8 protein-coding genes are annotated in these 13,802 nt (G+C 50.9%); 4 read left to right on the top strand and 4 right to left on the bottom strand.

From position 1 onward, the window contains the following. The first annotated feature begins 169 nt into the window (after positions 1 to 169). Genes BACSA_RS16700 through BACSA_RS16685 form a run of 4 tightly spaced genes read left to right on the top strand, consistent with a single transcriptional unit; the run spans position 170 to position 9,779 of the window. Positions 170 to 1,525 (top strand): sugar porter family MFS transporter, encoded by a 1,356-nt coding sequence (locus BACSA_RS16700; protein ID WP_013619196.1) that lies wholly within the window; start codon positions 170 to 172, stop codon positions 1,523 to 1,525. 49 nt (positions 1,526 to 1,574) lie between these two features. Then, positions 1,575 to 4,862: a DUF5107 domain-containing protein gene (locus BACSA_RS16695; RefSeq protein WP_013619195.1), complete on the top strand. Its 3,288-nt coding sequence runs from the start codon at positions 1,575 to 1,577 to the stop codon at positions 4,860 to 4,862. 25 nt (positions 4,863 to 4,887) lie between these two features. After that, positions 4,888 to 6,915, top strand: coding sequence for a beta-galactosidase (locus BACSA_RS16690; RefSeq protein ID WP_013619194.1), 2,028 nt, complete (start codon positions 4,888 to 4,890; stop codon positions 6,913 to 6,915). Beyond that, positions 6,912 to 9,779, top strand: coding sequence for an exo-beta-1,4-galactosidase (locus tag BACSA_RS16685; protein ID WP_013619193.1), 2,868 nt, complete (start codon positions 6,912 to 6,914; stop codon positions 9,777 to 9,779). Before BACSA_RS16690 ends, BACSA_RS16685 begins: the two co-directional genes overlap by 4 nt. Before the next feature lie 232 nt (positions 9,780 to 10,011). Here the strand turns inward: BACSA_RS16685 and BACSA_RS16680 are convergent, their stop codons facing one another. The 4 genes from BACSA_RS16680 to BACSA_RS16665 all read right to left on the bottom strand — a co-directional run bounded on the left by BACSA_RS16680 (position 10,012) and on the right by BACSA_RS16665 (position 13,772). Next, complete coding sequence (locus BACSA_RS16680; RefSeq protein WP_013619192.1) at positions 10,012 to 10,884, bottom strand: mechanosensitive ion channel family protein; 873 nt, start codon at positions 10,882 to 10,884, stop codon at positions 10,012 to 10,014. A gap of 44 nt (positions 10,885 to 10,928) precedes the next feature. Then, a complete protein-coding gene (locus BACSA_RS16675) occupies positions 10,929 to 11,540 on the bottom strand; it encodes an L-threonylcarbamoyladenylate synthase (protein WP_013619191.1) in 612 nt (203 codons plus the stop codon). 105 nt (positions 11,541 to 11,645) lie between these two features. Continuing rightward, positions 11,646 to 12,827 carry an FprA family A-type flavoprotein gene (locus BACSA_RS16670; protein WP_013619190.1) on the bottom strand — a complete coding sequence of 394 codons (1,182 nt, stop codon included), beginning with the start codon at positions 12,825 to 12,827 and terminating at the stop codon, positions 11,646 to 11,648. A gap of 15 nt (positions 12,828 to 12,842) precedes the next feature. Then, on the bottom strand, positions 12,843 to 13,772 hold the full coding sequence (locus tag BACSA_RS16665) for a TIGR01212 family radical SAM protein (protein ID WP_013619189.1): 930 nt from the start codon (positions 13,770 to 13,772) through the stop codon (positions 12,843 to 12,845). Positions 13,773 to 13,802: the final 30 nt, after the last annotated feature.

Below are 13,802 nucleotides of genomic sequence, written 5' to 3'. Positions count from 1 at the left end.
ATATCCGCGGGCTTACGCAACCGGCTGCCGGAACAAACGGAGCCATATAAATTCGCTTTATCGTAAGATTGTCCATTCCTTTTGGCTAATATTCCATTTCCTGTTTTATACATCCTGCTTACCTTTGCAACGTAACAAGAAACATTAACTCTTTAATCTATATCGCAACATGGAAAGCTATAACAAACGTTTTACCTATTTCATCTGTTTCGTCTCGGCTATGGGCGGACTGCTCTTCGGATACGACTGGGTGGTCATCGGCGGAGCGAAAATCTTTTACGAACAATACTTCGGAATCGTGGGCAATCCGGCCATGCAGGGACTTGCCATGAGCATCGCATTGGCAGGATGCCTCATCGGAGCATTGACCGCAGGCATGCTGGCAGACCGATTGGGACGCAAATCACTCTTGCTGGTATCGGCTTTTATCTTCGCCACTACGGCTTACGGCACAGGAGCATTCGATACGTTCACCCCGTTTCTGGTTATCCGCTTCTTGGGAGGCATCGCTATCGGCATCGCTTCGGGACTGTCTCCGATGTATATCGCCGAGGTGGCGCCCGCTTCGGTCAGAGGCAAACTGGTGTCGCTCAACCAGCTTACCATCGTGGTCGGCATCCTTGGCGCACAGATAGTCAACTGGCTGTTGGTGAGCGACGATACGGTTTGGAACATCGAACGGGCTTGGCGCTGGATGTTCTGGGCGGCGGCATTCCCGGCTTGCGCCTTCCTGTTATTGGCATTGTTTATCCCCGAAAGTCCACGCTGGCTTGCCATGAAGGGACGAACTGAAAAAGCATTCGCCACCCTGACTCAAATAGGCGGAAAAGAATATGCGGCAGGCGAGATGCGTGCCTTCGAGCAGGCGGAAGCCGAAAAGCAAAGCCAAGGGGGGCTGAAGCTGCTCTTCAGCAAGCCCTACCGCTTGGTCCTGACCATAGGCATCATCATAGCCGTGTTCCAGCAATGGTGCGGAACGAACGTGATATTCAACTATGCGCAAGAGATATTCCAATCGGCAGGCTACGATGTAGACAATACATTCATCAACATCGTAGTGACGGGCATCGCCAACCTGATATTCACTTTCGTGGCTATCTATACCGTCGACCGTCTGGGACGCCGCGCCCTGATGCTGATAGGTGCAGGAGGCTTGGCGGGCATCTATGCCATTCTCGGTCTCTGCTACTACATGGAAATGAGCGGCGTGCTGATGGTTGCCCTTGTGGTGTTTGCCATAGCCTGCTATGCCATGTCGCTGGGACCCGTCACGTGGGTATTGCTCTCCGAGATATTCCCCAACCGGGTACGTGCCGTAGCGGTAGCAACAGGAACGTTTGCCCTGTGGGTGGCAAGCTGTACGCTGACCTATACCTTCCCCTTCCTCAATGCCGGCCTCGGCACGAGCGGCACCTTTTGGATTTATGCCTGCATCTGTCTGGCAGGTTTCCTCTTCTTCCTGAAGAAATTGCCCGAAACGAAAGGCAAGTCGCTGGAAGAACTGGAACGGGAGTTGCTGAAATGATTATTCACTATTAATTATCAACTATTCATTATTAACTCTACATACGATTATGGTAAAAGCTTGGAAAGAAGATGTGGTTATCCCTACCTACGAAGTGGGGAAACCCGAAAAGAACCCGATATTTTTGGAGAAACGTGTCTATCAGGGAAGCAGCGGCGTGGTTTATCCCTACCCTGTCATCGAATCCATCGCCGACGAGAAGACCGACAAGACCTATCATGCGGTTTATCTGGAGAACGAGTACATCAAGGTCATGGTGCTCCCCGAACTGGGCGGACGCATACAGATGGCATACGATAAAATCAAGAAACGACACTTTATCTATTACAACCATGTCATCAAGCCCGCTCTGGTAGGGCTTGCCGGACCGTGGATTTCGGGCGGCATCGAATTCAACTGGCCGCAACACCACCGCCCCAGCACGTATATGCCGGTAGATTGCACCATCGAAGAGAATGCCGACGGAAGCGTAACGGTATGGGTAAGCGAAATGGAACGGATGTTCCACCAAAAAGGCATGGCAGGCTTCACCTTGCGCCCGGGATGCGCTTACCTCGAAATCAAAGGCGTGCTTTATAACCGCACCGATGTGCCCCAGACCTTCCTGTGGTGGGCAAACCCTGCCGTAGCGGTGAACGACCATTACCAAAGCGTGTTCCCGCCCGACATTAATGCGGTGTTCGACCACGGGAAACGTGCCGTATCGAGTTTCCCTATCGCCACGGGCACATATTACAAGATGGACTATTCGGCAGGAGTTGACATCTCGAACTACAAGAACATCAAGGTGCCTACCTCGTACATGGGAGTCAACTCGCGCTTCGACTTCGAAGGCGGTTATGAGAACGATACCCGCGCCGGCATGCTTCACGTGGCAAGCCACCATGTATCTCCGGGCAAGAAGCAATGGACGTGGGGTAACGGAGACTTCGGACGTGCCTGGGACCGCAACCTGACCGATGAGGACGGACCTTACATCGAACTGATGGCAGGAGTCTACACCGAAAACCAGCCCGACTTTACGTGGCTCCAGCCGTATGAAGAGAAAAGCTTCACCCAATACTTCCTCCCCTACCGCGAACTGGGCATCGTGAAAAACGCCACCAAAGACTTGCTGATGAACATCGACCCAGAAGGCGAAGGCAAGGTGCGCTTCAAGGTATTCGCCACTTCGCGTCAGGAAGTGCGCGTGACCTTGAAAGGGGAAGACGGGAAAGTCTATTACGACCAAGAGGTGACCCTCACTCCCGAACAGCTCTTGGATGAAACGGTAAACACGGAAGGCGAACGCTTCGACCGCCTGTGCCTGAGCATTACCACCAAAGGACGTGAAGTGTTGTACTGGCACACCGAACCGGATGAAGTGAAACCCATCCCCGATGCAGCCGAAGCCGCTTTGCTCCCCGAAGAAATCAAGACTACCGAACAGCTCTACCTGACCGGGCTGCACCTGGAACAATACCGCCACGCCACCTACAATCCGGTGGACTATTACGAGGAAGCCTTGCGTCGCGACCCGCTGGACATACGCAACAACAATGCCCTGGGCTTGTGGTACATCCGCAAAGGACGCTTCGCCAAAGCGGAACAATACCTCCGCACCGCCGTGAAAGTATGGCAGAAGCGCAACCCCAACCCGTACGACGGAGAGCCTATCTACAACCTGGGATTGGCACTGAAGTATCAGGGACGCATCGGTGAAGCCTACGACCGTTTCTACAAAGCCACATGGAACAGTGCCTGGCAGGATGCGGGCTACTTTGCCTGCGCACAAATTTCGGTCATGCAAGGACGATGGGAAGACGCGCTATACGAAACAGACCGCTCACTGATACGTAACTGGCACAACCACAAGGCACGTGCACTGAAAGCCGCAATCCTGCGCCACATGGGACACAAGGATGAAGCACTGCGCCTTATCAGCGAATCGCTTGACATCGACAAGTTCAACTTCGGGTGCCGTTTTGAGAAATACTTGCTGACTGGAGCGGAAGAAGACTTGAATACCTTCAAGAGCCTGATGCGCCGAGATGCCAACAACTACGATGAAATCGCACTTGACTATTGCTCCGCCGGATGTTGGGAAGAAGCCGCATCGGTATGGCAGACAGCTATCGGCGAACAAGCCGTAACCCCGATGACCTATTATTACTTGGGCTGGTGCCTGAAGCAAGGCGGGCTGGACGGAGCCGAAAAGGCTTTTGCCGATGCTGCCGCCTATTGTCCGGACTATTGTTTCCCCAACCGTCTGGAAGCCATCCTTGCCTTGCAATGCGCTATCAGCCAGAACCCGAACGATGCGAAAGCCCCCTACTATCTGGGCAACCTGTATTACGACAAGCGTCAGTACGATTTGGCATTGAACTACTGGGAAGCATCCGCTAAATTAGACGGCACCTTCCCTACGGTATGGCGTAACCTCGCCTTGGCTTACTTCAACAAGCGGAACGATGAAACGCTTGCCGTGGAATGCATGGAACGTGCCTTCCAGCTTGATACGACCGATGCACGCATTCTGATGGAACTCGACCAGCTCTACAAACGGATGCAACGCCCGCACGCCGAACGGCTGGCATTCCTGCAACAATACCCAGAATTGGTAAATAGCCGAGATGACCTGTTGCTGGAGGAAATCACATTATTGAATCAAACCGGACAATACCAAGAAGCCAAGACCTTGCTCGACGGGCACATTTTCCACCCATGGGAAGGAGGCGAAGGCAAAGTGCCGGCACAATACCAGACCGCCCGTGTGGAACTGGCAAAACAAGCCTTGGCGTCGAAGCAATACGAAGAAGCCATCCGCCTGCTGGAAGAATGCCTGGTCTATCCGCATCACTTAGGCGAAGGAAAACTGTACGGCGCACAAGAAAACGATTTCTATTACTTCCTGGGATGCGCTTACGAAGGATTGGGAAATACAGAAAAGGCAAAAGCCTGCTGGGAACAAGCCACCATAGGACCGACCGAACCCGCCGCCGCACTCTACTACAACGATGCCAAACCCGACAAGATTTTCTACCAAGGACTGGCACTCCTGAAGCTGGGCAGGAAAGACGAGGCAAACGGACGCTTCTACAAACTGACCAACTATGGCGAAAAACATCTGTTCGACAAGGTAAAAATGGATTATTTCGCCGTATCTTTACCCGACCTGCTGATATGGGAAGACAGTCTGGACTTACGCAACGAAATCCATTGCAAGTACATGCTTGCCTTAGGCTATTACGGGCTGGGTAACAAAGCCAAGTCACAACGCTACCTGCAGGAGGTGAAAAACCTGGATATCAATCACCAAGGCATACAGGCTTTCGAAAGCCTATGCGCCCAAGTTTAAACGAACACTAAAAAGCATCCGACGTATGAAAATCACTCAACTGGCAGCCATAGCCTGCTTTGCGCTTTTAACGCCGCTGACCGGCAGCGCAAGAGAAAACGATGACATCCAATGGGACAAACACAGCCTGATTGTCAACGGGAAACGTGTGTGCCCCGTCATGGGAGAAATACATTATTCACGCATCCCTGCCGATGAATGGCGGAACGAAATACGGAAAATGAAAGAAGGCGGCGTAACCCTCATCGCCAATTATGTATTCTGGAACCACACAGAAGAGCAGGAAGGCATCTTCGACTGGAGCGGACAACGAGACTTGCGCCGCTTCCTGAACATCTGCAAGGAAGAACAAATGCCCGTGGTATTGCGCATCGGTCCGTTTTGCCACGGCGAAGTGCGTTGCGGAGGCATCCCCGACTGGGTATTTGCCAAAGGTTGCAAGACACGCGACACCAACGAAACCTTCATGGGATATGCCGACGCACTTTACCGGCAAATCTATTCGCAAGTCATCGGTCTGCAATGGAAAGACGGCGGACCGGTTATCGCCCTGCAATTCGACAACGAACAACGCAACGGCGATTACCTGATGGCGCTCAAAAAACTGGCGCTTTCCATTGGCTTCGACCTGCCTTTCTACACCCGCACCGGATGGCCCGAACTGACCCGCCCCGTACCTTTCGGCGAAATGATTCCGCTTTACGGCGACTATGCTGACGGATTTTGGGACCGTTCTACCGAAGAGACCGCCGGGAATTATTACAAGGCATTCAACTTTAAATCGTTCCGCAGTTCTACCGCCATAGCCACCGAGCAATTGGGCGAACAGAAAGAGACCACCGACAAGGCGAATCAGGAATACCCTTATTTCACCTGCGAGCTGGGAGGCGGCATGATGACTTCGTATCACCGCCGCATCTATACCTACCCCGAAGATGCCTACGCACTGGCTATCGTCAAACTGGGAAGCGGAAGCAACCTGCTGGGATATTACATGTATCACGGAGGGACCAATCCCGACGGCAAGCTGACTTACCTGAACGAGAACCAGCGTACGCCCGGCACCAACTACAACGACCTTCCGGTAAAGACGTACGATTTCCAAGCTCCGCTGGGTGAGTTCGGGCAGAAGAACCCGCATTACTACTCGCTCCGGAAACTGCACCTGTTCATGCACGACTATGCCGAAGTGCTGGCACCCATGGAAGCCTCGTTCCCTTGCCCGCAAGACATCCGGAAAGGAGACGACAGTCACCTGCGCTGGGCATACCGCTCGAACGGGCAAAGCGGTTTTGTCTTTGTCAATAACTACGAGCGCCTGCAGGATTTAAGCGACAAGAAAGGGATTCAATTCGACGTATGCGGCACACAGTTTCCACGCAAGCCGATGACGATTCCTGCCGGAACGTCATGCATCTTCCCGGTAAACATAGACGGCATCGCGTATGCCACGGCACAAATCATAGCCAAGAGGAACGGGAAAATCTACATGGAACAAATCAAAGGCATTCCTACAGAAATATGCGTAGACGGCAAGACCTTGCGCAATGTCAAGCCGCAAGGAACAGAACGTCCCGTATACCGTAATATATACCTGCTTGATTCGGAAAGTGCCGAAAAGCTATTCCTTACCGATGCGACTGAAGAAAGCCCTGCCGTAAATGTCGGGTTCTCCAAGATAAAAGAAGCCGGACCGGACCGCAACATCACCATCGGTGTGCAACGGGTAGCAGAAGCACCCACCGATGCCGACTTCGAAGATGCCGCCGTCTATACCATCGACTTGTCCGGACTGTCACGGGAAAACAGATTGCTCCAGATAAATTACCGGGGTGACGTGGCACGGCTGTATGCCGACGGGAAGCTGATTGCCGACAATTTCTACAACGGCCGTCCCTTCCTGTACGGACTATGGAGGCTACCCGCAGACTGCAACCGACTGGAACTGCGCATCCTGCCCCTGCAAGAAAATATGCCGGTTTATTTCCCTCGCGAAGCAAATGCCGATAAACCGGGCGAAGAAGTAACCCACCTTTCAATTATACCATTATGAAAAAGATTTTTTTAATAGGATTATGCATACTTCTCGGCGTAACAAGCCAAGCACAAAACACGATTGACCTGTCCGGCGAATGGGAATTTTCCATGGACCGGAACGATGTAGGAGAAAAAGAGAAATGGTTTGCCTCAACACTGGACGACCGCATCAACCTGCCAGGCTCCATGCCCGAAAAACTGAAAGGCGATATTGTCACTGCTTCTACCCAATGGACTGGAAGCATCTACGACAGCTCTTATTATTACAGCCCTTATATGGAAAAATACCGGAAAGAGGGCAACGTGAAATATCCTTTCTTCCTTACACCCGCAAGACACTATGTAGGTGCGGCATGGTATAAGAAAGAAGTAAAAATTCCTGCCGGATGGAAAGGGAAGCGGATTATCCTGCACTTGGAACGTCCGCACATCGAAACCACCGTATGGGTAAACGGGAAAAAGGCAGGAAGCTGCAACAGCCTGAGCGTGGCACACGAATACGACCTTACCGGTAAAGTACAACCCGGCAAGTTCATCCTTGCCGTAAAGGTGGACAACCGGATAAAAGCCGACTATAATGTAGGGATGGACTCGCATAGCGTGACCGACCAGACACAAGGCAACTGGAACGGCATCGTAGGAGACATGTATCTGGAAGCCCTCCCCACCGTTTACTTGGAAGACATCCAGGTATATCCCGACATCGAACACAAGCAAGCACGCGTACGGATAACGGTTCAGGGAAGCGGGCAGGCATCCGTCAAGCTATCCGCCCAAAGTTTCAACACTACAGTTTCGCACAACGTTCCACCCATTCAACAGGATATCCGGCTGAAGAAAGGAGAGAACAAATTAGAAATGACCTTGCCCATGGGTGAGGACATGCTGCTATGGGACGAGTTTTCTCCAGCCTTATATCGTTTGCATGCCGAACTATCTTCACCGGCAGGCACCGATGTCCGCGAAGTGGAGTTCGGCATGCGCAGCTTCGAAATCAAAGGGAAATGGTTTTACGTCAACGGAAGAAAGACCCAGCTGCGAGGCACGGTAGAAAACTGTGTATTTCCCCTGACCGGCTATGCTCCCACCGATGAGGAAAGCTGGGAGAAAATCTTCAATATCTGCAAAACATACGGGTTGAACCATGTACGTTTCCATTCATACTGCCCGCCCGAAGCGGCTTTCCGTGCAGCCGACCGTACAGGTTTCTACTTGCAACCCGAAGGTCCCAGCTGGCCCAACCATGGAGTCAGCCTCGGCAACGGAGAACCTATCGATACCTATCTGATGGAAGAAACCCAAGCCATCGTGAAGCACTACGGCAACTATGCTTCCTTCTGCATGCTGGCATGTGGCAACGAACCTTACGGGAACTGGGTGGCATGGGTCAGCAAATTTGTAGACTACTGGAAACAGACCGATCCCAGAAGGGTATATACCGGCGCATCAGTAGGAAACGGCTGGCAATGGCAACCCCGAAACCAATATCACGTAAAAGCAGGAGCACGCGGACTGACCTGGAACAAACGCCGTCCCTCTACCGATGATGATTACCGTTTTCAAAACCACCTGGACACGGTGCGCCAGCCCTACGTAGCTCACGAAATGGGACAATGGTGCGCCTTCCCTAATTTCAACGAAATCGGGAAATACACCGGTGTGAATAAAGCACTCAACTTCGAGATATTCCGCGACCTGTTGGCTGAAAACGACATGGCAGACCGCGCTTATTGGTTTATGATGGCAAGCGGAAAACTTCAAGCATTGTGCTACAAATACGAACTGGAGAAAATGCGGCGTACTCCCGACTATGCAGGGTTCCAGCTGCTTTCGCTCAACGACTATTCGGGACAAGGGACAGCCTTGGTAGGTGTGCTCGATGCTTTCTTCGAAGAGAAAGGCTATCTTCATGCCGATGAGTGGCGCCGTTTCTGCGCTCCTACCGTACCGTTGATGCGGACACAGAAATTCGTATGGAACACCGATGAGACTTTTGAAGCCGATATCGAAATTTCCCACTTCGGCGCTTCGGCATGCGATAATGCCCAAGTGAGCTACACGCTCCGCGACGAATACGGCACGCTATATAATAAAGGTGTATTCCCTGTAAAATCCCTTGACTTGGGGCTGAACTCCATCGGACACGTCGCTTGTCCCCTTGCGGCTATCGGCAAACCCCGCAAATTGAATCTGGAAGTAAAGATAGAGGGAACCGATGTCGTCAACGACTGGAATATCTGGGTTTATCCTGTTCCGGAAACCGTTTCGGAAGGTAAGGTCTATGTAACCGATAGCCTCGACACAAAAGCCCTCGACATCCTGCAGGCCGGAGGAAACGTACTGATTACCGCTGCCGGGAAAATCAGCTACGGCAAAGAAATCAAGCAAGACTTTACCCCTGTATTCTGGAATACATCGTGGTTCAAGATGCGTCCGCCCCATACCACGGGCATTTTGGTCAATCCGCACCACCCGCTCTTCCAGCAATTCCCCACCGATTATCATAGCGACCTGCAATGGTGGGAATTATTGAATAGGGCACAGGTGATGCAGTTCACCGATTTTCCCAAAGGCTTCCAACCCCTTGTGCAAAGCATCGACACATGGTTCATAAGCCGGAAAGCCGGTATGCTGTTCGAAGCAAATGTGCTGAATGGAAAACTGATGATGACCAGCATGGACTTGTCGACCGATCTTGACGAACGCATCGTTGCCCGTCAGATGCGCAAAGCCATACTCGACTACATGAACTCCGACAGCTTCCGCCCTCAACATGAAGTAAGTCCCCAGCAAATCAGCGACCTCTTCCAAAAGGTTGCCGGCGAAGTGAACATGTACACCCGCCAGTCGCCCGATGAACTAAAACCGACCATTAAGTAAATCATAAATTATAGTCAATCAGAAATAAATTGCGAAAAATCATTTGTCATGCTGAACGAAGTGAAACATCTCGGATGCACCCACGTGGATGTACACGAGATCCTTCACGTTCGTTCAGGATGACAATGGAAGGTCTGCATGTTTATATTCTAAAAATAATCCGCGAAAATCTGCGTTAATCTGCGTTTTAAATGAAAGAGCCATGTTCCGGCCTTGGGATTTATTCCTTCATTTAGTCCTTCGCCTGATGTACCGTAAGTTGCGGGAACGGGAAGCCGATGCCTTCCTTGTTGAAGGTTTCGTAAACCGTCTTGTTCATATCGAAATAAACATCCCAATAGTCGGAAGTCTTTGCCCATGCACGTACCTTTATATCTACGCTGCTCGCCGACAAAGCACCCAAAGCAATCAACGGGGCAGGGTCTTTCAAAATACGCGGGTCGTTATCAAGGATACGCTGGAGCACGGCTTTCACCTTATCGAAATCTTCCCCGTATTCCACGCCAAACACCCATTCGGCACGACGCGTCTCCTGACGGCTGTAATTCGTGATGGCATTGCTGCTCAACAAACCGTTGGGAACATAAATCAAGCGGTTATCCAGCGTAGTCAATACGGTATGAAAGATTTGGATTTCCTTTACCGTACCGCTCTCGTCATCCGGCCCGTCGATGTAATCGCCTACCTTGAAGGGCTTGAACACCAAGATAATCAGCCCGCCTGCAAAATTCGAAAGATTGCCCGACAATGCCATACCGACAGCCACGCCTGCCGAAGCCAGCAAAGCCGCAAGGCTGGTGGTTTCTACCCCCAACTTGCTGATAACCGCAAAAGCAAGCACCAAGTTCAGCAGCAGGCTGACCAGGCTCTCAAGGAAAGTCTGCACGCTCACTTCCAGCTTGCGCCGTTCCAATATCTTGCGGAACAAACGGTTCAGTTGCTTGATGACAAACCGCCCTACGATAAAAATTATCAAAGCCGCCAAGATATCCTTCCCCGCTTCGATGCTCCAATTTAACAACTTGTCGAGCACTTGCTCCACATTGATTAATTTTGTTTCCGCTTCTGCCGCCAAAAGCGCGTTAAGTAATGATGATAAAAACATAAAGATTTAAATTAAGAACGAAGAATGAGGAATGAGGAAATTCTTCATTCAATTAATATTCCTTTTCCTTGCCGGACAATCTCCGGCATATCTTCACAACAATTGATGACGGTAGAAGGTTCAACGCCTCCGATACCTCCGTCTATCACAAGGTCCACTTCATCGCCGAATTTCTCGTCTATCAGCTCCGGATCCGTAACATATTCGATGTCTTCCCCCTCATGCAAAGGCAAGGTAGTGGTCAATATCGGCGCATCCAGCAAACGGCATATCTCGCGGATAATCGGATTGCCGGGCACACGGATTCCCACTTCTTTCCGGTTGCGGAAGATTTTAGGCAAACGGCTGTCTGCCTTCAGGATAAACGTAAACGGACCGGGCAGGTTGCGCTTCATCAGCTTGAAGGTGGCATTGCCCACTTGCGCATATTCGCTGATGTTGCTCAAGTCGTAACAAATGATAGAAAGGTTGTTCTTCTTCGGATTCAGGTTCTTCAGGCGGCAAATCTTTTCGATGGGGCGTTCTTTCAAGGCATGGCATCCCATCGCGTACATCGTGTCGGTAGGATAAATGATAATTCCTCCGTCATTCAAGATATCCACAATATGCTGCAACACATCGGGGTCATTGTGCTTGTCGTACAGTTTCTGTATCATAGGCATTGATTTTATAATTAATAATTAATAGTTAATAATTAATAGTTGGCAATTGGAGGTACACCATACGCCGCTATTAATTATTAACTATTAATTATTAATTATTTACGCTTTCAGCCGTTCCGCCATCGCCTTTGCCAGCTCTTTCGCCTGACGGGCGGTGTCCTGCCCCATGCTCTGCTTCATCTCGACCGGATTGCCCACCAGTTCGAACTTCAGCTTCTCGGCATATTCGGCAAGCTTCTTCACCGCCGCGCTTGCCCAGGTGTACGAACCGAAATAACCCATCACACGGTTTTTCATCTCGCGGGCAGCTACCTTGCTGAGCAGGGCTTCCATTTCGGGATAAAGATGCATGTTATAAGTAGTGCATCCCACAATCAGCCCTTTGTAGCGGAAGATGTCTGCCAAGATATACGAATGCGGCGTCTTCGATACGTTGTGCATCACGATGTTCTTGATACCCTGTGCGCTCAATTCTTCGGCAATGGTTTCCGCCAGTTCTTCGGTATTGCCATACATCGTTCCGTATGCGATGACCACGCCTTCCTCGCCTTCGTAACGGCTCAGGCGGTCGTACATGTCCACCACTTGCGGAATCTTCTCCGTCCATACCGGACCGTGAGTAGAACAGATCATCCGGATGTCCAGCCCCTTGCATTTCTGCAACGCTTTCTGTACCGGATTGCCGAACTTGCCTACGATATTCGAATAATACCGGCGCATCTCGCCTTCGTAGATTTCGGTATTGATGTCCTTGTCGATGCATCCGCCGTTCAATGCGCCGAAGCATCCGAACGCGTCACCCGAAAAGAGGATGCCTTCCGTCTCGTCAAACGTAACCATGGTCTCGGGCCAATGCACCATCGGAATCAGATAGAAACGCAATTGATGATGTCCCAATTTCAGGAAATCACCGTCACCCACTACATAGCGGTCGCCTCCTACTCCGTAGAAACCTTCCACCATATCAAAGGTTTTCTTGTTGCCCACCAATACAATGTCGGGATAATACTGCTTGATCAGGGCGATAGAGCCCGAATGGTCCGGCTCCATGTGATTTATAATCAGATAATTGATTTTACGCTCGCCGATTACAGCCTTTATTTTCTTCAGATACACCTCGAAAAAGGCGACATCGACCGTATCAACCAACGCCACCATCTCGTCATCGGCTATCAAATAAGAGTTATAAGACACACCGTATGGCAACGGCCACAAATTTTCGAACAACGCTTTCGAGCGGTCGTTCACACCTACATAATATACTTTCCCTTTCAGTTCCATTGCTTATTTGAGTTTTTAAGTTTTAAAATATTTTCCTTGCCATGCATCCCGTTCTTCCATCCGTTTATGAAGAAGGTTGGTAAACTCGTAGTTCTTCATCCCCCAGTCGGGAGCAATCAACAGTTCCTTGGGCGACTGGGAAATAAACCGTTCCAACACCAGGTCGGGGCGCAAATGTTCGATATAGTCAATCACCAAGTCAACATACTCTTCTGCCGTGAACAGATGGAAATCCCCAGGGCATCGGAGATATTCCTCCCCCATGCGCGTGCCTTTTATCAGCTGGAGCTGATGCAACTTCAACGTCACAAGAGGCAAACCGGACAATATTTCCGCCTGACGGATTATCTTGTCTCTCCCCTCTTCGCCCGGAAGCCCGACAATCACATGCCCTCCCGTACGAATCCCTCTGGCTGATGTCCTCCGCACCGCATCTTCGGTACAAGCAAACGTATGTCCCCGGTTGATGCGCCGCAACGTCCCGTCGTCCGTACTTTCTATCCCATATTCAACAAGCAGGAAAGTCCGATTGTTCAATTCTTCCAGATAATCAAGCAGTGCATCCGGCATGCAATCCGGACGTGTACCGATTACCAGCCCCACCACATCCGGCACGCCCAAAGCCTCCTCGTACATCCTCACCAAACTGTCCAGTCCGGCATAGGTATTGGTATACGCCTGAAAATAAGCCAAGTATTTCATCTGTGGATATTTGCGCGAAAAGAACTGCTTCCCTTCCTCCAGCTGCACGGCTATCGTTTTTTCCGTCCGGCAATACGCGGGATTAAATGTCTGGTTATTGCAGTACGTGCAGCCGCCATACCCCTTCGTGCCGTCACGGTTGGGACAGGAAAACCCGGCATTTACCGACAATTTCTGTACCTTGAACGGAAAATATCCTGCCAGAAAGCCTGAAAAGTCTTTATATCGTGATTGCCTGTCCATAATGAACTGATTTTTCGGGCGCAAAGATAA

Origin of the sequence: Phocaeicola salanitronis DSM 18170, assembly GCF_000190575.1 — a bacterium.
GTDB classification, from domain to species: Bacteria; Bacteroidota; Bacteroidia; order Bacteroidales; family Bacteroidaceae; genus Phocaeicola; species Phocaeicola salanitronis.
The sequence above is the reverse complement of the archived record's forward strand: the minus strand, read 5'-3'. Positions and strand labels throughout refer to the sequence as shown.

Bases quoted from the DNA above. Each gene is read 5' to 3' on its own strand.
- BACSA_RS16700 (WP_013619196.1), top strand. From the start codon at position 170: ATGGAAAGCTATAACAAACGTTTTACCTATTTCATCTGTTTCGTCTCG.
- BACSA_RS16695 (WP_013619195.1), top strand. From the start codon at position 1,575: ATGGTAAAAGCTTGGAAAGAAGATGTGGTTATCCCTACCTACGAAGTG.
- BACSA_RS16690 (WP_013619194.1), top strand. From the start codon at position 4,888: ATGAAAATCACTCAACTGGCAGCCATAGCCTGCTTTGCGCTTTTAACG.
- BACSA_RS16685 (WP_013619193.1), top strand. From the start codon at position 6,912: ATGAAAAAGATTTTTTTAATAGGATTATGCATACTTCTCGGCGTAACA.
- BACSA_RS16680 (WP_013619192.1), bottom strand. From the start codon at position 10,884: ATGTTTTTATCATCATTACTTAACGCGCTTTTGGCGGCAGAAGCGGAA.
- BACSA_RS16675 (WP_013619191.1), bottom strand. From the start codon at position 11,540: ATGATACAGAAACTGTACGACAAGCACAATGACCCCGATGTGTTGCAG.
- BACSA_RS16670 (WP_013619190.1), bottom strand. From the start codon at position 12,827: ATGGAACTGAAAGGGAAAGTATATTATGTAGGTGTGAACGACCGCTCG.
- BACSA_RS16665 (WP_013619189.1), bottom strand. From the start codon at position 13,772: ATGGACAGGCAATCACGATATAAAGACTTTTCAGGCTTTCTGGCAGGA.